The organism is Phaeobacter sp. QD34_24 (assembly GCF_028890115.1).
In the GTDB taxonomy this organism is placed as follows: Bacteria; Pseudomonadota; Alphaproteobacteria; order Rhodobacterales; family Rhodobacteraceae; genus Phycobacter.
Map to the genome: position 1 here is coordinate 1 of NZ_JARCJD010000036.1, position 19,470 is coordinate 19,470.

General features: G+C 58.5%; 20 protein-coding genes and 2 pseudogenes. 5 read left to right on the forward strand and 17 right to left on the reverse strand.

Annotated elements, in window-relative coordinates:
* Positions 1 to 368 precede the first annotated feature (368 nt).
* On the forward strand, positions 369 to 2,459 hold the full coding sequence (locus PXK07_RS18050) for a protein-disulfide reductase DsbD family protein (RefSeq protein ID WP_412074550.1): 2,091 nt from the start codon (positions 369 to 371) through the stop codon (positions 2,457 to 2,459).
* Positions 2,460 to 2,461: 2 nt separating this feature from the next.
* Here the strand turns inward: PXK07_RS18050 and PXK07_RS18055 are convergent.
* The 4 genes and pseudogenes from PXK07_RS18055 to PXK07_RS18070 all read right to left on the reverse strand — a co-directional run bounded on the left by PXK07_RS18055 (position 2,462) and on the right by PXK07_RS18070 (position 7,230).
* Positions 2,462 to 3,182: pseudogene (locus PXK07_RS18055) on the reverse strand (MauE/DoxX family redox-associated membrane protein).
* Positions 3,183 to 3,250: 68 nt separating this feature from the next.
* Positions 3,251 to 4,201 carry a DUF305 domain-containing protein gene (locus PXK07_RS18060; RefSeq protein WP_050686576.1) on the reverse strand — a complete coding sequence of 317 codons (951 nt, stop codon included), beginning with the start codon at positions 4,199 to 4,201 and terminating at the stop codon, positions 3,251 to 3,253.
* 119 nt (positions 4,202 to 4,320) lie between these two features.
* Positions 4,321 to 4,710: a Cu(I)-responsive transcriptional regulator gene (gene cueR, locus PXK07_RS18065; protein ID WP_005619161.1), complete on the reverse strand. Its 390-nt coding sequence runs from the start codon at positions 4,708 to 4,710 to the stop codon at positions 4,321 to 4,323.
* Positions 4,711 to 4,719: 9 nt separating this feature from the next.
* Positions 4,720 to 7,230, reverse strand: coding sequence for a heavy metal translocating P-type ATPase (locus PXK07_RS18070; protein WP_043847201.1), 2,511 nt, complete (start codon positions 7,228 to 7,230; stop codon positions 4,720 to 4,722).
* Positions 7,231 to 7,376: 146 nt separating this feature from the next.
* On the opposite strand from PXK07_RS18070, the gene PXK07_RS18075 reads away from it, so the two are divergent.
* Positions 7,377 to 7,571: a heavy-metal-associated domain-containing protein gene (locus PXK07_RS18075; RefSeq protein ID WP_065333231.1), complete on the forward strand. Its 195-nt coding sequence runs from the start codon at positions 7,377 to 7,379 to the stop codon at positions 7,569 to 7,571.
* 8 nt (positions 7,572 to 7,579) lie between these two features.
* Here PXK07_RS18075 and PXK07_RS18080 read toward each other — a convergent pair whose 3' ends face one another.
* The 10 genes from PXK07_RS18080 to PXK07_RS18125 all read right to left on the reverse strand — a co-directional run bounded on the left by PXK07_RS18080 (position 7,580) and on the right by PXK07_RS18125 (position 15,623).
* Positions 7,580 to 8,299 carry a DsbA family protein gene (locus tag PXK07_RS18080; protein WP_005619167.1) on the reverse strand — a complete coding sequence of 240 codons (720 nt, stop codon included), beginning with the start codon at positions 8,297 to 8,299 and terminating at the stop codon, positions 7,580 to 7,582.
* Complete coding sequence (locus PXK07_RS18085; protein ID WP_005619169.1) at positions 8,299 to 8,793, reverse strand: c-type cytochrome; 495 nt, start codon at positions 8,791 to 8,793, stop codon at positions 8,299 to 8,301. Before PXK07_RS18085 ends, PXK07_RS18080 begins: the two co-directional genes overlap by 1 nt.
* On the reverse strand, positions 8,790 to 10,178 hold the full coding sequence (locus PXK07_RS18090; RefSeq protein ID WP_005619171.1) for a multicopper oxidase family protein: 1,389 nt from the start codon (positions 10,176 to 10,178) through the stop codon (positions 8,790 to 8,792). Before PXK07_RS18090 ends, PXK07_RS18085 begins: the two co-directional genes overlap by 4 nt.
* 16 nt (positions 10,179 to 10,194) lie before the next feature.
* Positions 10,195 to 11,085 (reverse strand): c-type cytochrome, encoded by an 891-nt coding sequence (locus tag PXK07_RS18095; protein ID WP_005619174.1) that lies wholly within the window; start codon positions 11,083 to 11,085, stop codon positions 10,195 to 10,197.
* Between the two features lie 4 nt (positions 11,086 to 11,089).
* Entirely contained in the window at positions 11,090 to 11,689 is a 600-nt protein-coding gene (locus PXK07_RS18100) for a c-type cytochrome (protein WP_106406159.1), read from the reverse strand.
* 5 nt (positions 11,690 to 11,694) lie between these two features.
* Complete coding sequence (locus PXK07_RS18105) at positions 11,695 to 12,153, reverse strand: c-type cytochrome (protein ID WP_005619178.1); 459 nt, start codon at positions 12,151 to 12,153, stop codon at positions 11,695 to 11,697.
* Positions 12,153 to 12,725 (reverse strand): L,D-transpeptidase, encoded by a 573-nt coding sequence (locus PXK07_RS18110; RefSeq protein WP_005619181.1) that lies wholly within the window; start codon positions 12,723 to 12,725, stop codon positions 12,153 to 12,155. The genes PXK07_RS18105 and PXK07_RS18110 overlap by 1 nt, the downstream gene beginning before the upstream one ends.
* Positions 12,726 to 12,853: 128 nt before the next feature.
* Positions 12,854 to 13,447 (reverse strand): L,D-transpeptidase, encoded by a 594-nt coding sequence (locus PXK07_RS18115; RefSeq protein WP_005619183.1) that lies wholly within the window; start codon positions 13,445 to 13,447, stop codon positions 12,854 to 12,856.
* Between the two features lie 17 nt (positions 13,448 to 13,464).
* Entirely contained in the window at positions 13,465 to 14,907 is a 1,443-nt protein-coding gene (locus PXK07_RS18120) for an ATP-binding protein (protein WP_050672446.1), read from the reverse strand.
* The gene (locus tag PXK07_RS18125) at positions 14,904 to 15,623 is read right to left on the reverse strand and encodes a response regulator (RefSeq protein ID WP_274840845.1); all 720 of its coding nucleotides are present in this window, start codon (positions 15,621 to 15,623) and stop codon (positions 14,904 to 14,906) included. The genes PXK07_RS18120 and PXK07_RS18125 overlap by 4 nt, the downstream gene beginning before the upstream one ends.
* Before the next feature lie 125 nt (positions 15,624 to 15,748).
* Here PXK07_RS18125 and PXK07_RS18130 point away from each other — a divergent pair, with 125 nt between their 5' ends.
* From PXK07_RS18130 to PXK07_RS18140, 3 genes are all read left to right on the forward strand, one after another.
* Positions 15,749 to 16,195: a DUF411 domain-containing protein gene (locus PXK07_RS18130; RefSeq protein ID WP_005619190.1), complete on the forward strand. Its 447-nt coding sequence runs from the start codon at positions 15,749 to 15,751 to the stop codon at positions 16,193 to 16,195.
* A gap of 97 nt (positions 16,196 to 16,292) precedes the next feature.
* Complete coding sequence (locus PXK07_RS18135) at positions 16,293 to 16,835, forward strand: hypothetical protein (RefSeq protein WP_050672448.1); 543 nt, start codon at positions 16,293 to 16,295, stop codon at positions 16,833 to 16,835.
* A 119-nt stretch (positions 16,836 to 16,954) separates the two neighbouring features.
* Positions 16,955 to 17,266: a DUF2933 domain-containing protein gene (locus PXK07_RS18140; RefSeq protein ID WP_037953520.1), complete on the forward strand. Its 312-nt coding sequence runs from the start codon at positions 16,955 to 16,957 to the stop codon at positions 17,264 to 17,266.
* A gap of 280 nt (positions 17,267 to 17,546) precedes the next feature.
* Here PXK07_RS18140 and ccmI read toward each other — a convergent pair whose 3' ends face one another.
* The 3 genes and pseudogenes from ccmI to PXK07_RS18155 form a co-directional block, all read right to left on the reverse strand.
* Complete coding sequence (ccmI, locus tag PXK07_RS18145) at positions 17,547 to 18,656, reverse strand: c-type cytochrome biogenesis protein CcmI (RefSeq protein WP_274849718.1); 1,110 nt, start codon at positions 18,654 to 18,656, stop codon at positions 17,547 to 17,549.
* 44 nt (positions 18,657 to 18,700) lie between these two features.
* Positions 18,701 to 19,171 (reverse strand): cytochrome c-type biogenesis protein, encoded by a 471-nt coding sequence (locus PXK07_RS18150; protein WP_009824475.1) that lies wholly within the window; start codon positions 19,169 to 19,171, stop codon positions 18,701 to 18,703.
* Positions 19,168 to 19,470 (reverse strand): annotated as a pseudogene (locus PXK07_RS18155) (hypothetical protein); the annotation flags it as partial. The gene PXK07_RS18150 and the pseudogene PXK07_RS18155, both read right to left, overlap by 4 nt.

Consider the following 19,470-nt stretch of genomic DNA (forward strand, 5'->3'; position numbering starts at 1 on the left):
CTTTTGTGTCTGCATCGACACCGCCTACGCCCAGATCAATGAACCAGCAACCTCAGGACCGTTAATGTGACAACACCTCTTCTTCCTTCTCTCAATTGCTAAGCGTTCAACTAAGTCATCCGCATTTGGTTTCAATTTCCAGCGCTGGAAGGTTGGAGGCCGCGGTTGCGATTGAAATGTTCAATGAAGAAAAAAGCTTCTATTGGCCTTCCTGCTACGAACGCGGACTTCGTCGCGTTATTCTCGCAGCGGGATGGCTTCACAAACGACATTGTATCCGTTTGTAAAGTTGACCAACCGGGAGATGCAGCCATAGAGGTGCTTCGGATTTCGATCTCGGGACAAGGGTGGAAGCGAGCCAAAAGATGATGCGAACCACGTTGCGCCTATTCTTCCTTCTCATGGCTTGCCTTTGGGCCTCCATGGGCTTTGCTGCATCGAGCGATACCTACGAGAATTCAACAATCACGGCCCGGCTCATCTCCGTTGAAAATGGGGTCGCGGAAACCTCCAGAACCCTTTCCCTTGGCCTGGATGTCGAGCTGGCCGAGGGCTGGAAAGCCTATTGGCGTTCGCCCGGCGAGGTGGGTCTGCCGCCTGAAATTTCATGGGATGGATCGGAAAATCTGGTGAGCGCACAGATGCTCTGGCCCGCGCCTGAGCGCTTCACGGCATTCGGCATCGAGAATTTTGGCTACAAGACCCGTGTCGTCCTGCCCATTCAGGCAGTTCTCGAAACTGCGGGCCAGTCCGCAACATTGCAGGCGCGTGTTTCATTGCTGGCGTGCTCGACTGTCTGTGTGCCGCATGATTTCGATCTCGCACTGACAATTCCGGCGGGCACCGGGATTGACGCGAAGGCGGCGGGCCTGATTTCGGAGTATGCCCAGCGGGTGCCGCTTGGTCCCGAAGAGAGCGACATCATTGTCGAAACGGCGGTGATCGCGGATGATGCGCTTTATGTGACGGCGCGCAGTGCGAATGCCTTTGTGAAGCCGGATATCTTTCCGGAACTGGGGCCGGAATTCACCTTTGGCAAACCGGACATCCGAACCGATGATGCGGGAACAGCCCTTTGGGCCAAGCTGCCTCTTCTCGCGCAAGGGGAGGATCCGCCGCCCCTGCAACTGACTTTGACCGATGGATCACGCGCGGTGACAGCGCAGCCCGCTTGGTCAGACCGCATCCCGGGTGCACCATTCGAGGTTATGGCGAACCTGCCGGATCTGACGCAAATCCTGGCGATTGCGGCCTTTGCCTTTCTTGGCGGTCTGATCCTGAATGTCATGCCCTGTGTTCTGCCTGTCCTGTCCATCAAGCTGACATCGGTTCTCAATCATGGAAACAAGCCAGCGCACGAGGTCCGGAATGGGTTCCTGATGTCGGCGCTTGGCGTTCTGGTGTTCATGTGGGCCCTCGCCGCAATCATTCTGGTTCTGCAATCCGTCGGCGTCACCGTTGGGTGGGGCCTGCAATTCCAAAGCCCTGTTTTCCTGACCGTCATGTTTCTGGTGCTTGCCGTGTTCTCTGCCAATCTGTTCGGGGTGTTCGAAGTTTCATTGCCCTCCGTGTTGCAGTCACGGCTGGCCAGATCAAGCGGTCGCGACGGGTATGGCGGAGATTTTGCAACAGGCGCCTTCGCGGCGGTGCTGGCCACGCCCTGCTCGGCCCCGTTTTTGGGGACAGCGGTTGCCTTTGCCCTGTCCGGGCGCCCGATTGATGTCATTCTCGTTTTCACGGCTCTGGGGCTTGGGCTCTCCCTGCCCTATCTGGTTCTGGCGGGGAAGCCTGGTCTGGTCCGGTTGTTGCCCAGGCCGGGACGTTGGATGGTTGTCGTCAAATGGGTGCTTGCCGGTCTTCTGGCCGGGACCGCGATCTGGCTGCTCTGGGTACTGATAGGGGTGGCGGGTGGCCGGGTGGCCATGACCGTGCTGCTTATGACGAGCCTTTTCATTCTTCTCGCAACAATACGTTTGCCGGGCAGATTGACGCGCCCGACAGCGCTGGTGGTGGTTGCTGTTCTCAGCCTTCTGGTGCCGACGGCGCTGACAATCCCGCCGCAGACGAGAGCGGTGGGCCAGGACTGGGTCGCGTTCGATCGCTCCGAGATACCGAAACTGGTGTCGCAGGGAAAAACCGTCTTTGTCGACGTGACCGCAGACTGGTGCCTGACGTGCAAGGCCAACAAGACGCTGGTGCTGGACCGTGCGCCCGTGGTCGACCAACTGCGGGGTGATAATGTCGTTGCGATGCGGGCAGACTGGACTAGGCCCAGCACTGACATTTCCCGGTATCTGGAAAGCCACAACAGGTTTGGCATCCCGTTCAACATCGTCTACGGGCCAAACGCGCCAGACGGGATCATCCTGTCCGAGGTTCTGACGTCCGAAGCCGTTCTCGACGCGCTGAGCAGGGCTGCACTTGGCGACCCTGTGACCGCTTTGAAAACGGATGGTTAGGCCTAAAAGAGGCCCATCGCACGCGCCGACATCCAGACGCCCATGAATATCATCATCAGGTTTTCGGTCAGGGACACGAAACCCAGCGGCACGTTTGAACCGCCGCCCACGCAGGCGCACTTGATCTCGCGCTTATCGATGTAGACGGCCTTGAAAACTGAAGCCGCTCCGACCGTACCGATGAACAGTGCAACAGGCGCGCTGATCCAGACCAAGGCACCGGCGACCATGAGAATACCGGCAAGTGCTTCGCCGAAGGGATAGACATAGCCATAGCGCACCCATTTCTGGGCAAGCAGATCGTAGTTCAGAAACATCGTGGAAAACGTCTCGACGTCCTGCAGTTTTTGAACAGCAAGAAAGCTCATCGAGATCGCGATGAACCACTCGAATGCCCGCAGCGTCAGGATCGAACCGTAAAACGCCCAACTGAGACCAAGCGCCATAAGGAATGCGACAGCGAATATCGCAATGACGGGTTGATAAGTCGTCTCGTCGTCATCCTTTACGTCCTGGCCGAAAAATTCCCTCAGCGCGTCATAGCCACCAATTCTTTCATTGCCGATAAAGGTCTGCGGAGTCGTTTCGACACCGTGTTCTTCCATGAAAGCATCCGTTTCCTCGCGGGTGTTCAGAGGCCGGTCCTCAATCGAATACCCCTCCCGCTCAAGCAGGTCCTTCGATTTTCAGCCCATAGGGACAAACATGCTCCTCCATCACCATTCGGTACAAAACCGCCGTCTTCGGGGTGGATTTTGCCTCTCTCGTCATGACGCGTTCCTTTAAATCCTTTAACCGTTGCAGGTCCAATACCCGGTAAATCCGACAGTCAGAGGCGTCTCTCCCGTCAATTCAAACAGCAGGGTGGCGTCTTCACCGTCCGCGTCACCCGGCGCCAGCGTGAATTGGCCACCATCGGCAGACAGGACGCCACCGGACGTCACTGTGTCTTGCGACGTGAAGTTGACCAGCGATCCGGATATCTTGGCGACGCCGTTCCCCGCCCCGTCCGTGACCAGAATGGGATCGGCGTTCACGGCGCGAATGAAACGGCATTGTCCGTCGGACCCCAGTGCGCGTGTTATTTCTTCGGCTTTGAGCGGTGCAGGACGGATTCCGGCAATCACCGGGGTTGCAATCGCTTCTTGAAGCCCCTCCATTTCAGCCGGACCGTCCGCTTCACCAAGTGGCCATTCAGGACCGGCTTCGCCATTTGCCTCAATGTCATCTATGAGGAAACGCATTTCGGAAATTTCGCGGTTTTGCGCCGTCACAATTTCCGAAGCCAGCGCCTCGACCCTTGGATCTGTCAGCTCGGCCCGTTCGCTTGTCATGATCGCAATGGAGTGGTGCGGAATCATCGCGCTCATCCAGCTTTCGTCCTGAATGGTCTCCTGGCTTCTCACGAGCCAGAGCGCGCCGGCGAACATCACGACAGACCCGAGAATGATCGCGGCGTTGACGCCCTTGTTCTTATACATGTTCAACATGAAAAGGAGCATCACGGTCGCCATCGTCGCGCCCATGATGAACGTCATGTAAAATCGGGTTTCGCTCCAGTAGACATGTTCGAAGGAGTACGAGTTGATGTACATCAGGCCGAACATGATCGCAGTCGATGTGCCGACCATCGCCAGAAACCGGCCATAGGATGAACCTGAATGGCCTCCCGAATGTGCTGCACCTTCACTTGAACGGGTGTCGGACCCGCCACGAGATTTCCCGATCGCATCTTCAGACATCTGATCTCTCCATCATGGATTCTATTTGTGGAGGAACAACATTCCAGCGCTGGAGGGTTTCAAGACGATATATCGAAACGGCATGAAACCCCATAAATGTCTGGCCCAGGCATCGTGCGTTACGGGTCTTTGGCCAGATCTTTCAGGATTGGACAATCGGGGCGGTGATCGCCCTGGCAGGCGTCAACGAGGTGAGCCAGGGTCTCTCGCATCGACTTGAGCTGGGCGATTTTTTCGTCAACGGCGGCCAGATGCTCTTGAGCGACAGCCTTGACCTGTGCACTTTCCCGCGTCTCATCTTCATAGAGATCAAGCAGCGTGCGGCAGTCTTCGATCGAGAACCCGAACGTCCTGGCGCGACCGAGAAATGCGAGCTTGTGGATGTCGCTGTCGCGAAAGGCGCGATAGCCGTTGTCGCTGCGCAAAGGCCGGACAAGGCCGATGTCTTCGTAGTAGCGGATTGTCTTCGCTGGCAAACCCGCGCGTTCTGATACTTCTCCGATGTTCACACCTGTCTCCTATTCTGCGGGCTGCGTTGCGAATTTCGTCTCCGCGTCGTGGGGCGGATCCTGTTCCGACATCGTCGCCTTGATCCGTCGCAGCCGCAGCGCGTTGGTCAGAACCGACACGGAGGACAGCGCCATGGCCCCGGCGGCAAACACCGGCGACAGGAGCAATCCAAAGGCCGGGTAAAGCGCGCCCGCCGCCACAGGGATCAGCGCGACGTTATAGCCAAAGGCCCAGATAAGGTTCTGCCGTATGTTGCGCATGGTCTTGCGCGACACGTCGATGGCATTCACCACGCCGCGCAGGTCGCCCGACATCAACACCACGTCGGCGCTTTCGATTGCGACATCCGTGCCGGTTCCGATGGCGATGCCGACATCGGCATGGGCCAGCGCTGGCGCGTCGTTGATGCCGTCTCCGACAAAGGCGATCTTGCTGTTCCCTTGCCGCAATTCGTCCAGGGCGGCGACTTTTCCATCCGGCAACACCCCTGCAATGACATGGTCGATCCCGACCTCGCGGGCGATGGCATCTGCCGTGGCCTTCTTGTCTCCGGTGATCATCGCGACCTTGATCCCTCGATCATGCAGAGCTGCGATCACTTCGGCGCTGGAGGATTTGACCGGGTCTGCCACGGCAATCACGGCCGCCAGGGATCCGTCCACCGCAGCATAAAGCGCGGTGCGTCCCTTTTCGGCCAAGGCCCTTTCGCGGTCTTCCAGCGGGCTGGTGTCAATGCCCTGCTGCACCATGAAGCGATCCGCACCGACATGAACCTTGCGGCCCTGGACAAGCGCCTCGACACCGTAGCCGGTCACGGACCGGAATTCCGTCGCATCAGGCCAGGACAGGCCTTCGCTCTTTGCGGACTGCACAATGGCCTCTGCCACCGGGTGCTCAGACTGCGCCTCGACAGATGCGATGAGGGCGAGTGTCTCTGCCCGGTCAAAGCCGTCGGCCGTGATGAGGTCTGTCAAACTGGGTTGCCCTTGCGTGACCGTCCCGGTCTTGTCCAATGCGACAACGCCAACTTCATCCAGATGTTGCAGCGCATCTCCCTTGCGGAAGAACACCCCCATCTCAGCCGCGCGTCCTGTCCCCACCATGATCGAGGTGGGCGTGGCCAACCCCATGGCGCAGGGGCACGCAATGATCAGAACGGAGACACCCGCCACAAGCGCAAAGGTCAGAGCCGGATCGGGACCGACCAGCAGCCAGACAACCACAGTCGCAAGCGCCAGAACCAGAACGGCAGGCACGAACCACATGGTCACGCGATCCACTAGGCCTTGGATCGGCAGCTTGGCCCCCTGAGCATCTTCGACCATGCGGATAATCTGCGCCAGCGTGGTATCCGCCCCGACTCGCGTCGCCGTTATGGTCAGGCTCCCGGTGCCGTTCACCGTGCCGCCGGTCACCGGTTCGCCAGCAGCCTTTGGCACGGCGAGGGGTTCACCGGTGATCATGCTTTCATCGACGTTGCTTGATCCTTCTGTGACCTCGCCATCGACAGGCAGCCTTTCACCGGGACGCACGAGGATCTGATCGCCGATCCGCAGTTCCTTGATGTCAACCTCGGTCGCCTGCCCGTCACGCAGGACCCTGGCTGTCTTTGCCTGCAGACCAAGAAGGGCCTGAATGGCTGCACCGGTCTTGCCCTTGGCCCGCGCTTCAAGCCAGCGACCCAACAAGATCAGAACGACAATAACCGCCGCTGCTTCGAAATAGACGGCGCGCACACCGTCAGGCAGCACCTGAGGCAGGAAGGTCGCGACTACGGAATAAGTCCACGCCGCCCCGGTTCCCAGTGCGACAAGGCTGTTCATATCCGGGGCACGCTTGATCAACGCCGGAATGCCCTTCGCAAAGAACCCCCAACCCGGTCCGAAAAGAACCACCGTGGCAAGCGCGAATTGGATCAGCCATGACGTTTGAATGCCGATTGTGCTCTCAATCAGGCCCTCAAAGCCGGGTATGGTATGTTTTCCCATTTCCAGAACGAACACCGGCACGGTCAGGATCGCGGCAAGGATGACACGGCGCGCCAGCGCGTCGGCTTCTTCTGCCTTGCGGTCCGATCGGTCCTCGTGCGCATCGCTCTGCGCAATCTCGGCCGGGTACCCCGCCTCCGTACTGATCCGGGCAATCTTTTCCGGGGTGATGGCATCTGGCAGATACTCTACCACAGCCGTTTCGGTTGCCAGATTGACCGCCGCATTCAATACGCCGGGTGTCCGTACAAGCGCCTTTTCAACCCGACCGACACAGGACGCGCAGGACATGGCGTCTACGTTCAATGTTACGCGCCCCGTCCGTGCCGGGTATCCGGCGTTCGAGAGGGCCGTGACCGCCACGCCCGTGGTGGCCGGATTATCCATCTGAAATTGAGCCGTTTCGTTCACAAGGTTGACACTGACGTTCGAAAGGCCCGGAACCTCGTTCAAAGCCTTCTCAACCCTGCCCACACAAGACGCACAGTTCATGCCGGAAACGGATAGACGTATCGTATTGGGGTCGGTCATGAGGGCCTCCTCGGTTGAACTTACCCTGATATAGGGCTTCCAGTTGCTGGAAGCTCAAGAGAGTATCTAATTTTTTTTGATATTTGCTTGACCTTCCTCCCGATGGAACGACCAAGTCTGAGGTTGTACCAAAAATGGAGGCCTTCATGATTTTTTCCGTCCCGAAAATGAGCTGTGGACACTGCACATCCGCTATAGAAAGCGGCATCAAGGCAAAGGATCCATCAGCCGTTGTCACGGCCGATCTGGACCTTCGCCTTGTCACTGTCCAAAGCACATTGAAACAGGCGACCGTGCGGCAAGCCATCGCTGACGCTGGCTACGACGCTTCAGCCGCGTAGGATTGTCCTTATTCGGCGGCCCGTGCCTGATCGACAAGCTCGATCATCTGGTCCGCCTGGATCAGGCCCGGCGCAAGACTGTCGCCGATCACAAATGAAGGTGTGCCACTGAACCCCAGAGATTGCGCAAGCCGCATGGAAGTCTGTATGTGTTCTTCGATTTCCGGTCCGTTCATGTCGCGACGCAACTGTGCAACATCGAGGCCGATGTCTTCCGCAGTGCGGAGAATCGATGCTTCCTCTGCGCGTTCCTTCAGTTGCATCATGGCCCAATGAAACTCTTCATATTTGCCCTGGTTTCGGGACGCCAGCGCCGCGCGGGCGGCAAAAACCGACCCGTCCCCCAGAATGGGCCATTCCCGGTAAACGACCCTGACGTTGGGATCAGCAGCGAGCAGGGCCTCCATTTCAGGTTTAACCCGGCGGCAATAGGGGCAGTTGTAGTCGAAGAATTCGACAACCGTGACATCGCCATCCGGATTGCCCAGAACGGGCGCATTGGGATCATTTTCAAGCGTGGCTTTTTCCGTATCGAGAACCTGCGCTGCGGCTTGCGCCTGCAACGCCTGCTGTTGCTGTTCGAACAACTGCGCGGCCTCGAACACGATGCCCGGATTCTCGCGGATGGCTTCCAGCACCAGTTCCTTGATCCGGTCTTCGTCCATGCCGTCTGCCGTCGCAGCGATGGGAAGCATTAACAGTGCGGTGGTAGCCAAGAATCTTTTCATTATCCGTCTCCTTGTGAGGCAATATCCTGGGCCGTGCGCTCGGCTTGCGTGGCGCGTTCACGCTCCGGCCATGTTGACTTGATGTATGCGAGGATGTCCCAGATTTCCCCGTCGCTCAGTTGGTCGCCGAAACCGGGCATGCCGCTGTTGAAGTCAACGCCTTGCGCCGCGAGAACCTCGGCGCCCCCCAGCTTGGTGTAGGCGAACAGCATGCTGTCCGCGTGGTGCCAAGTGTGGCCGCTTGCATCATGCGGCGGTGCGGGCAGGCTTCCGTCATCACGCGGACTGCGCCAGTTTTCTTCACCTTCCAAATTTGCGCCATGGCACGCGGCGCAATTTTCGGCATAGAGAACTTCGCCCGCGGCCACATCGGCTGAGGAGTTGATGAGGTTTTCCGCCGTATGGTCGGTTCCGCCGGACCGGGTCCACAGGAATATGGTAGCCACCGCAACGGTAACTACGCCCAACGCAAGATAGACGGATCGCGGGGTCATCCAACGACGATCTTGGTCATCATGCCCGAAGCCGCATGCGACAGCATGTGGCAATGTAGCAGCCATTGGCCCGGGTTGTCCGCCACAAAGGCAATCTCGCGCGTCTGACCCCGTTCAAGAAGGGTCGTGTCACGCAGTGGCCCAAGGGTGCCGTTTTCGGCGACCTCGTGGAAGTGAATGCCATGCAGGTGCATCGCGTGCGGAAACGCCGTGTCGTTCACCATCTTCAATCGTACATTCTGGCCGCGGTCCAGCCGCGCAAGGGGATCACCGTTGATGCCATCCACTCTGCCGTTGAACGACCAGAAATACCCGGCCTCGACGATCTCGCCAATCGGCTTGAGCTCACCTCCTAGGGAGGCGGACCTCATGCGACCCATGGCACCGCCTTCCATGCTGAGGCTGAGCGTCGTGGCTTCTTTCAGGTCGACCATCCTGTGGTCGTTCGGCGGCAAGGCCAAGGGCGCGTCGCGACGGTTTGTCGTGCCCCCCTCAACAACCTCGAATGCAACCTGGCTGAAGGCTTCTTCCCGGCCGAACTGAAGAATATGAGCCGCTTCACCAACATCCGCGACCACATCGACGATCAGGTCAATCCGTTGTGCCGGAGCGAGGATCATCGCCTCTGTCACCTTCACGGGTGCCGTCAAGGGCATGCCGTCCAGCGCGACCACCCAACCGTCCAGGCCTTCCAGGCCCAGCTGGAAATTGCGCGCATTGGCAGCATTGATCAGCCGCAAACGCAGTCTTTCGTTCTTTCGGGCACGCAGGCCCAGATTGAAGGTTCCATTGGTCGTCAGCAGGTTTCCGATGCGCCCTGCGTGGCTAAGATCATGAGACGCGCCGAAGTCGTCCTTGATTTGCGCGGTTTCGGGATCAATAAGCCAGTCATCCAGGATCAGGACTTCCTCGCGATCAATGTCGAGAGGCTCGGCCTCTTCCACGATCAGTGCACCGTAAAGCCCTCTGCCCACCTGCTCGAACGACCTATTATGGGCATGGTACCAATAGGTCCCGGCGTCCGGGACGGTAAAATCATAGTCGAATGTTTCCTCCGGCTGGACCGCGTCCTGGGTCAGGCCGGAAACGCCATCCATTGCATTGTTGATGCGGATGCCGTGCCAATGCGTCGACGTTCCCTGAGAAAACCGGTTGACCAACCTGCGCTGGACACGCCCCCCCTGCGCCACGCGAATCTCCGGACCGGGTGAGCCGCCGTCAAAGCACCAAAGCGATGTCTTGCCATAGTCGCCGGGCAGCAGCTGCACGTCGCTTTGCTGGGCTGTCAGGGTCGCGAATGGCGTGCCCGCAAATCCAGTGCTGGCCGACAGACCACTGAACGCAGCAGATGTTGCCAGAAACTGGCGGCGATTGAGCGTGATCATTCGTGGGTTCCCAAGATTATGATTTGTTGTCCAGCAGGTAGGTGGCCATCGCGTTCAAGTCCGCATCGCTCAGAAAGCCTGTGCCATAGCGCACGACTTCGGCCATTGAACCACCAAAGACGTCGCCGGAAGGAGTTATTCCAGATCGCAAAGCATAAGCCATATCGTCCACCGTCCAGCCTTCTGACAAAAGGTCGCGTGACCGGATCGAAGGCGCTTTGCCGCCTCCGGGCAAGGCGTCGTTGCCGGAAAACCGTTCCGCCACGATGCGCGCACCTGCAAAGTTTCGCGACGTGTGGCAGGCAGAGCAATGCGCGGCCCCGTTGACCAACAGCTTGCCCCTGTTCCATGCATCGCTTTTGTCCGCCACTGGTTTTGTATCAGGCTTCGTTAGAAAAGCCGCCCGCCAAAGTTTCATTCCCCACCGCTGATCGAACGGGAATGGCACCTCGTGCGCCGGGGCCGACACGCTCACGGCTGGCACGGTCTGGAACGCGGCCCACAGATCGGCAATGTCTTGATCCGTGAAGTTCGCGTAAAACGGATAGGTGAAGGTCGGATAATAAGGATCACCATCCGGGGAAACACCCTGCCGGACGGCCCTTGCAAAGTCTTCTACGGTCCAGCCCCCCATTCCGTGTTCGACATCGGTGGTCAGATTTGGCGGATAGAACGTACCGAAATCGGTCCGGAGCGGCGCTCCTCCTGCCAATGGCGCCCCGCCAGCTTCAAAGTTGGTGTGGCACGCAATGCATCCACTGGCGCGCGCCAGATACGACCCCCGCTGGGCATCGCCTTGCAGGGTCAGGTCCGAGACTGGCCCACCGATCGGCCAGGCTATCGTTGCCGCGACAACGCCGATGCCGCCGACGACCCCCGCACCGATGATCCAACGCCACCACCGCATCTGATCACTTGTCCTCTTTGCGGAACTTCTGGTGGCAGGCCGAACAGGTCTGGGCGACCATCGCGAACGCACGGTCGGTCGGCATGTCCGCAAACATCTCGGTCGTCATGGGAAGGTCCGATCCCATCATGCCCCCTCCCATTGCAGGCGCGGACCCGCCACCCATCATCCCGTCAGTGGCGCCGCCCATCATTGATTCGCTACCGTTGCCCTGTGCTGCGGCCAACCCATTGCCTGCGCTCAACTTCAATCCTTCGGCGGCTGTTCTCAACTCTTGCGCAAGGGCCGCGAACTCTTCGCTGTTTTCCCAGACCGACGGCAACGCCTTGGACACTCCGCCACCCGAGCCTTCAGGAAACAGTCGCGTCATTTGCTCACCGGCATGGCCGATCATCGCGCCAGCTTCCCTGCGGACGACATCGGCGTCATAAGGTACCTGACCCCGCATCATGGGTGATAGCGTCTTGAGTGTTTTGGCCATCGCGGACATGCCCTGCATCCGCTCCAGCACCACGCCGGTTGCTCCGGAATGCGCCAAGGCAGCAACGCCGGTCGTCCCGATCGCAATGGCAGTAATCCATATCTTCATGTTCATGTTGGTCATTCCTGTCAATTGATCCCGTTGGCGCGCTGAAGTTCCCGCACATATGCAACAACCATCTTCACATCGCCGGGTGTGACGCCTTCAACTGGCGGCATATTGCCAAACTTCCAATGGTGCGCTCTGACACCTTGTTTCGCGGCAAGCAAAAAAGCGGCGTCACCGTGATGGCTCGGTTCATAGATCTTGTGGACAAGCGGCGGTGCCACGCCATTCTGTCCGGCAGCATTCGCACCGTGACAAGCGGCGCAAGCGCCATCGAAAACACGCTTTCCCAATTGGGCATTTGCTGAGAATTCAGCAGGCACAACCACGTCTGCAATCGGCGCGCCCTCTTCCGTCTGCGAAAGATCAGGCGTTGTCATTGTGTGGCCGGGCATCGAAGACGATGGCTGCAATTGCTGCCAGATCACAACCGCGCCACCGACGACAAAAAACGCCGCAATCAGGATGCCGGACTTCGACATCAGATTAATCGTACCTGCGTGCCGACCGGTGTCCTTTCGAACACCTCGATGATTTGCTCGTTGTAGAGACCGATACACCCGCTTGAAGAGCGTCTTCCGATCTTGCGCGTATCATGGGTGCCGTGAATCCTGTAGTACGTCCAACTCAGGGGCAGGGCACGGACGCCCAACGGGTTATCCGGCCCGGGCGGCATATAGGCTGGCAAAGACGGGTCACGTTCGCGCATGGAGGGTGTAGGGGTCCAGTCAGGTTCGGGGTCCTTGAACGTGACTGTCGTGTAGCCGCGCTTTGTCAGCTCGTCAGACAAGGGAACCGATGTCGGATAAATGCGCATTTCGCCATCGGCCGTCCAGTGTTGCATCACGCGGGTAACGGTGTCTGCGATGATGATACCCTTGTCCAAAGCGTCAAAGTGGTCTTGCCAAGCGTGTGTACGAAACGATGAGATATTCCTTCGGACACTGGTTTGATCCACCTGGGCACGCAGGATGGACGGGGCCGCGAAAGCTGCCGGTGCGGCACCTGCCGTGAATGCTCGACGCGTTACACGTGTTTGCTTGCGGGTCATCATATGGCCTCATGTTGTTGTCTGCCTATCCACTAGACTACCCGCCTGGTCGCATTTCATGAACAGTCCGGGGCCTGATATTATGTAACGATATGTATCCCGGCCAACGGACACGTCTTCGCGCTGCTGCCTCAAACCTCGATGGGTTTCAGGACAACACGCGTGTCGAGCGGGACCTTCTCATAGAGTTCGATGATCTGATTATTGGTAAGCCTTGCACAGCCGTTTGAGACACGTCGACCAATCGTCTTCGGATCCGTTGTGCCGTGAATTCTCAGGTAGGTGTCCCCACGCCCTGGCTGGTAAAGATACAAGGCGCGGGCACCGAGTGGATTGTTCAGCCCACCGGGCACACCGCCCGCAAAACGAAGATATCGGTCAGGATCTCTGGCTATCATGGCGGGTGTGGGCGTCCACCGCGGCCACTTTTGCTTGCGCGCGACATAGAACTCGCCGGATTCATAGAGCCCCTCCCGGCCAATTCCGACGGTATACCTGATTGCCCGATTGTTCGGCAAAGTCCAAAATAAAGCGAACTGGTTCGGATCGACATGTATTTCTCCCGGTTTGTCTGCCTCGGTGAACGGAACCTGGCGCGGCAACTGCTCCGGGGGCACCACAGATGGCCCGACGCGCCGGTCGTGCTCTGCGTCACTATGCGCGAATGCTGTTTTTCCACTCACCGAAAGAGCTGCAACAGAAGTCAGGAAATATCTTCGTTTCATATACTTGCCTCACTAAACTAGTCGGGTTTGAGGTGACGAACAACCCGCGCCATATGTGGCGAGCCTTCCTCTTTCGGGGCTGACTCGGCGCTTTGTTTGACGGGCAGCGTGATTTCAGCGCGCAGACCCCCATCAGTGCGGTTTTTCAGTTCGATAGAACCACCGTGCTCAAGGATGATGCTGCGCGCAATCGACAGCCCCAGGCCATGACCGCCGGTATCCTGTGATCGCGACGTCTCGAGCCTGACATAGGGTCCGAAAACAGCCTCCAGCTGATTGTCGGGAATACCGGGCCCCTGATCGTCGATGGCGACCACTACCTCACTGCCCATGCGTTGCCACGAAACCCTGGCCTCACTCCCGTAGCGGATCGCGTTCTCAATCAGGTTTCTCAACGCGCGCCCCATCGCGCTTGGTTTCACGGATACGATGAGTGGACCTTGGCTGGTCACCTGAACCTTGTCCAAGCCCATACCAGTGATCAGATCGTGCAGATCAACCGATTGGACCTCTTCATGCTGTCCGACGCCCTTCGCGAAATCGAGGGTCGCATCGACCATCCGTTGCATCTCTTCACTTGACGCCACCAAGGACGTGCGCGTGTCTTCGTCGTCCACCATTTCGGCCCGCACCCTAAGCGCCGTCAAAGGCGAGCGCAGATCATGCGCAAGCGCTGCAAGCATCTGGGTCCGGTCACTGACAAATCGCGTCAGGCGATCCTGCATGATGTTGAATGATCGGGTCAGATCCCGAACTTCCTTCGGCCCTACGACCGGCAGATCGCCCTTGGCGGCGCCGCGACCCAGACGTTCGGACGCAGTCGCGAGATCGTTGAGTGGTCCGGTCAGTCGGGACAGGAGAAACCAGAAACTTGCAACCAGCAGAAGTCCCGCAGTCAGTGCAAAGGATATGTTGGACGCCAGCGACCTTTGCAGAGGCGGCCGTTCGAACCGCGTCTCGATGTTGAGCCAATTCCCACCGGACAGCGCAATGGACAGCTCCATCTCGATGGCCGCAAGGCTGCCCTGCATCATTTCGGCGTGCATTTGCGCCATTTCCGGTGACAGGTTCGGAAGGGGCAGCAGACCTCCCTCGATTTCATGAACCTCAACCCGGATATCCCGGCTGTAGCTTTCCTGAAGCAGTGCCCGTATCCGCGCTTCGACCGCTCCACCGTCATCGTGTTGTCCGTGTGCAACCGACGGCTCGTCTGTAAGGTCGAACCGTACGAGCGGAGACGTTGCCGCGCGGACGATCTGGGCATGCAATTCCGGGGGTGCGCCTTCAATCAACTGTGCGACATTTGCGGCCCTTCCGGCGGCTTCGGCACCGATGGCGGCCTGAATGGCTAACGAGCGTTCATCAACGAAAAACCAAAGACTCAGAGCTTGCGCGAGGATCAAGACACCGAGGACCAGAAGGGCAATCTGTGCACGCAACGTCCGCGGAAGCAGCTTCATTCGCAAATCTCGACATCGCAGGAAAGACTATACCCCCCATGCCGGACAGTCGCGATGATCTTCGGGCGCAAAACGTCCTCTTCCATCTTCCGGCGCAACCGGCTCACCTGATTGTCGATGGTTCGGTCCAATGGACCGGCGACCCGGCCGGTGCTCAATTTGAGCAGCTCGTCGCGGCCAATGACCGTCCTTGGCCTTTGCAGGAACAGGGTCAGGAGTTTGAGTTCACCGGATGTAAGTTGCGTACGCGAACCGCCTTGGTCAATCAGTGTGCGGCCATCGAAATCCAGCTTTAGGTGTGCAAACTTCAACGTTTTCCCCGCAAAACCATTCGGTTTTGGGATCAGCTGCGTCCGACGCAATATCGCGTTGATCCGCGCCACCAGTTCCCGGGGATTGAACGGCTTGGCGAGATAATCGTCAGCCCCGCCATCGAGACCAGCGATGCGGTCTTCGTCGTCACCCAATGCGGTCAGCATCAGGATCGGGGTGTGCCCTTCCTTGCGCAATCGCCTGCACGCAGAAAGTCCGTCTTCCCCCGGCATCATGACATCGAGAACAATCAGATCGAACCGCGCTTCCGCGAGCCTTGCGTCCATCTCTACTGCATTTTCCGCCGCTGAAGCACGCATGCCGTTGCGTTCCAGATAACTGGTGACGGATTTCCGGATCTCTGAATGGTCATCGACGACAAGGATGCGTGGCAGATCGCTCATGCCGCCAACATAGTCATTTTCACCAAGGGACGCCCATCCCGTGTTTGTAGCCAAATGTAACAGGGCGGGCAGTCGACTCCGGGATAACGAGCAACTATTTAAGGCAGAACATCGAGGAGTTTTAAATGAACAGACGTGAATTTGGCCTTACGGCACTCAGCATGGTCCTGGCCGGGCCTGCTTTGTCGCAAACCGCCGCACCGACGTTGCAGGTGACAAAGACACCGACCTGCGGCTGCTGCGGCGCTTGGGTAAATGAGATGATCTCTGCCGGTTTCAAGGCATCGGTCGAGGACGTGGATTACGACACGCTTCAGGTTCTGAAGCAGAAACACGGCATCGCGCCAGAACTGGCAGGATGCCACACGACGTCCGTGGGCGGATACTTCGTTGAGGGTCACGTGCCAGCGGCTGACATCGAGCGGTTGCTGAGCGAAAAGCCTGTCGCGCGCGGTCTGACAGCACCGGGGATGCCCATGGGTTCGCCCGGCATGGGCCCCCAAGGTGATCCCTATGATGTGCTGCTTGTACTGATGGATGGGTCGACGCAAGTCTTCGCAACCCACGGCTGACGTGTTTGCCCGCGATACGTTCCGACAAAGTTTTTCGCCGACCTTACCATTCGGCAGATTTTGTTGGAACGTATCCGTTCTGAGCTTGGCAAGCATATTGCCGTTCCTGCTTGTCTACATCCTCGCAACGCCTGGTTTTGCGACGCTGCTGCTGACGAATGGGACCGCGCTCTCGCGCTTCCTCCGGCAGGTCTTTACCAATGGGTTTGTGGTCGTTTTCCTCGTGAATTACTTGGGGTTCGTTTCCGCATCGGTCGCGCTGAAACAGTACCAGCATCGGCCGATTGTTTACCTGGTTTTAGATGGCCTGCTGCGGAGTGTCGCATTCATTGGGGTTCACATTGCCGTCTATGTGATGTCGGCCGATCTGTTCGGCTCGTTCAACGGCAGCCGTGCAACAGCTTTGAGCGTGGTCGGACCAACGCTCGAGCGGTCGTTCATGTTTGGGAACATCTCGGGCGTATATCTCTATGCCCTGGCGCCCGGCACCTTCATCGCGCTTCTGGTGGTTCTGACAGAACCTTCTGGCGAGGCATCGAAGCCTACCATGTTCAGGACAATGAGCATGGCCTTGCTGTTCAGCCTGACCCCGATCCCCCTCGTCACATTCCTGTCCTATGCGTTGGATCTGGCAACCTGACGGGCCAACTTGGTCAACGACCCGCAGGCTGTCATCTGATCAAATTGTATCCGAATGTACCCTTGACCTTGCCTCACTGGAATGTCGCAGAAGAACACGAGCATATTCTGGAGAGCTACATGTCTGACAATCAAAGTCAAAAATCCACCGGTTCATCGAAACTGATGCAGTATGGTATGATGGCCTGTTGTGCCGTTATGTTGTTTCCAGTCGCCGCATTCTTTATTGCAGGCGGCACGATCGCGGGTCTGTGGGGCAACGTCGGCCTTTTTGCGCCGCTCGCACTTTGTCTTGGTGCGCATGTCGTCATGCACAGGATGATGGGAAAGTCGTGTCACGGGTCAAGAGTTGAACAGGCGAACGAGGCGACTGTGGATGCAGAATTTGAAGATGGCCAAGCTCCCGAACGAGAACTGGTACGCGCCCGCTAGAACGCGGCTGACAATCGGAATTCCGATTGCAGGTATTCTGGCCCTCGGCGGTTGTGCCCAGTCGGCCTCGGGCAAGCTTTGCCCACTTGAGCCCCCTTCCGTGACACGGGATGCGGCACACGACGTCATGCTTCCCGTAGGATGTCGCTTGGTCGGTCAGTCTGAAGGTACTACCCACGAAATAGTCTGTGACGACGGCCGGACCGGATGGGCTTTCGATTAAGCGCCAAACCTTGATCCTGCCTCACATTCACCTGCACAGCGACGGCCGCCCACGCCACTACGGGCGCAACCGTTCCAACGCGCTTTGCACGGCTTGACGGCGCGGGTCATCTCCCGGCGCCTCCGACAACAGGATTTCAGCGTGTTCAAACGCCGCGATTGCCGGCGCGGTATCACCCAGAACCGAATAGGCATTGCCAAGCCGCATCCATCCATCAAGATCGTCAGGCTCATCTTCCAGCCGCGTGGCCAGCCGTTCGACCATCGAGCGGATGAAATCCTGTCGTTCCTCCACACTCATGTCCTGCGCGTTTTCGATGTCTTCCTGTGTCGGGCCGGACGCACTGGTCTTCGGGGCATAGTCGGCCAGCGAGATCGGAGCCTTGCCGATCTTCGCGCCAATCCGGTTGGCTTCGCCAACAAAGCTTTCCATCCACGGGAAAAACCTATCCGCATCGTCCAGCCGGGCCACCAGCGTTTCGTGAGCCCGAGCCTCATCGCCCTTCTGCTCGAGCGAGACTGCCTTGAAAAAGGCAGCACCGGGATTGGAAGGATCCAGTTCGTACGCCCGATCAATCGCGGTGTCCGCTTCAGGTGTCACCACACCTTGCTCTGCGTAGATCAGAACCTCGGCCAACATGGAGAAGACGGCGGAATCGGCCTCCGGTCGTTGTGCGACAACTCTATATGCATCGGCTGCATCCGCATACCGGCCCATTTTCGAATAGGTTTGCCCCAGCAGCATCCAGCCTTCCGAAGGCCCGCCTTCGGGGTCTGAACTGAGCCGGACGTACAGACGATCTGTCAATTCGGCGATTTCCGCCGCTTCCTGCCGTTCAGTGGCACGTTCGGCAAAGGCGACACCTGGGATCTCTGGCGAGCCCATTGCGGAGTAATATCCAAAAGCGAAGACCGGCACGAACACTGCGCTCAGAACGACCATCAAGCGGCCCCCTGCCGCCGGTTTCCCATCTGACAGAACGGACCGGCGCGACTGCACGAGGATCCGTCTCTTGATCTCCTGCTCCGCCGCCGTGGCCTCGGTGTCGGAAATGACACCGCGCTCAAGATCCCGCCGAACCTCATCCAACTGATCCATGAGGACCGCATCCGTGGCGTCAGCCGGGACGGGTGTCCGCGACGACCGATGGCGCAGCGGCAGGCCCATGAAAAGCAGACCTACAACGGATAACAGGGCGAAAACCAACCAGATCATGAACCGTCCTTTGAAGCGTTCTCTTCAATGAAACGCGCAATTTCCGCTTTTTCGTCATCGGAAAATCCCGTTGCGGCAGCCCTGCGCCGGCTTCTCGAAATGACGGTCCAGCCGACAAGCAGCGAAACAAGCGCAAACACGAAGGGCGCCATCCAGAGCGCGAGAGTGGCGCGATTCAGGGGCGGGCGCATCAGGACATAATCGCCATACCGGGCGTGGATGTACGCGATGACCTCCTTGTCGCTGTCACCGGCAACAAGCCTTTCGCGCACCAGTATGCGCAGGTCCCGCGCAACCCCGGCGTTGGAGCTGTCGATGTCCTGATTCTGGCAGACAACGCAGCGCAGTTCCCGTGATATTTCACGGGCGCGTTGCTCCAGTACAGGATCCTGCAACATCTCGTCTGGCTCGACCGCCAAGGCCGTCACCGGAAGCAGCAGGAGGAAAGCAAATGCGATATACCTCATCCGTTCTGGCCCCTTGCTAACGCGCCAGCCTGGATCAATGCTTCCCTGAATGTGGAAATCGCCGTTTCGCCCACGACGGGGCCGACATATCTGAACAACACCGTCCCGTCAGAGCCGACAATGAATGTTTCAGGTACGCCCGAAAGGCCCCATTCAATCCCCACTCTGCCGCTCAGATCAGACCCGATCCTTTCGTAGGGATTGCCAAGCTCAGCAAGCCATTTAGGGTCAGGACTCATAGCCAGTAAATGACGAGCGCTGCGAGTGCGATGGCTGACAGGAAGACCTTTGGGCACCTG

Coding starts and splice junctions, on each gene's coding strand:
- PXK07_RS18050 (WP_412074550.1), top strand. CDS start 369: ATGCGAACCACGTTGCGCCTATTCTTCCTTCTCATGGCTTGCCTTTGG.
- PXK07_RS18060 (WP_050686576.1), bottom strand. CDS start 4,201: ATGTCTGAAGATGCGATCGGGAAATCTCGTGGCGGGTCCGACACCCGT.
- PXK07_RS18070 (WP_043847201.1), bottom strand. CDS start 7,230: ATGACCGACCCCAATACGATACGTCTATCCGTTTCCGGCATGAACTGT.
- PXK07_RS18075 (WP_065333231.1), top strand. CDS start 7,377: ATGATTTTTTCCGTCCCGAAAATGAGCTGTGGACACTGCACATCCGCT.
- PXK07_RS18080 (WP_005619167.1), bottom strand. CDS start 8,299: ATGAAAAGATTCTTGGCTACCACCGCACTGTTAATGCTTCCCATCGCT.
- PXK07_RS18085 (WP_005619169.1), bottom strand. CDS start 8,793: ATGACCCCGCGATCCGTCTATCTTGCGTTGGGCGTAGTTACCGTTGCG.
- PXK07_RS18090 (WP_005619171.1), bottom strand. CDS start 10,178: ATGATCACGCTCAATCGCCGCCAGTTTCTGGCAACATCTGCTGCGTTC.
- PXK07_RS18095 (WP_005619174.1), bottom strand. CDS start 11,085: ATGCGGTGGTGGCGTTGGATCATCGGTGCGGGGGTCGTCGGCGGCATC.
- PXK07_RS18100 (WP_106406159.1), bottom strand. CDS start 11,689: ATGACCAACATGAACATGAAGATATGGATTACTGCCATTGCGATCGGG.
- PXK07_RS18105 (WP_005619178.1), bottom strand. CDS start 12,153: ATGTCGAAGTCCGGCATCCTGATTGCGGCGTTTTTTGTCGTCGGTGGC.
- PXK07_RS18110 (WP_005619181.1), bottom strand. CDS start 12,725: ATGATGACCCGCAAGCAAACACGTGTAACGCGTCGAGCATTCACGGCA.
- PXK07_RS18115 (WP_005619183.1), bottom strand. CDS start 13,447: ATGAAACGAAGATATTTCCTGACTTCTGTTGCAGCTCTTTCGGTGAGT.
- PXK07_RS18120 (WP_050672446.1), bottom strand. CDS start 14,907: ATGAAGCTGCTTCCGCGGACGTTGCGTGCACAGATTGCCCTTCTGGTC.
- PXK07_RS18125 (WP_274840845.1), bottom strand. CDS start 15,623: ATGAGCGATCTGCCACGCATCCTTGTCGTCGATGACCATTCAGAGATC.
- PXK07_RS18130 (WP_005619190.1), top strand. CDS start 15,749: ATGAACAGACGTGAATTTGGCCTTACGGCACTCAGCATGGTCCTGGCC.
- PXK07_RS18140 (WP_037953520.1), top strand. CDS start 16,955: ATGTCTGACAATCAAAGTCAAAAATCCACCGGTTCATCGAAACTGATG.
- ccmI (WP_274849718.1), bottom strand. CDS start 18,656: ATGGGCCTGCCGCTGCGCCATCGGTCGTCGCGGACACCCGTCCCGGCT.
- PXK07_RS18150 (WP_009824475.1), bottom strand. CDS start 19,171: ATGAGGTATATCGCATTTGCTTTCCTCCTGCTGCTTCCGGTGACGGCC.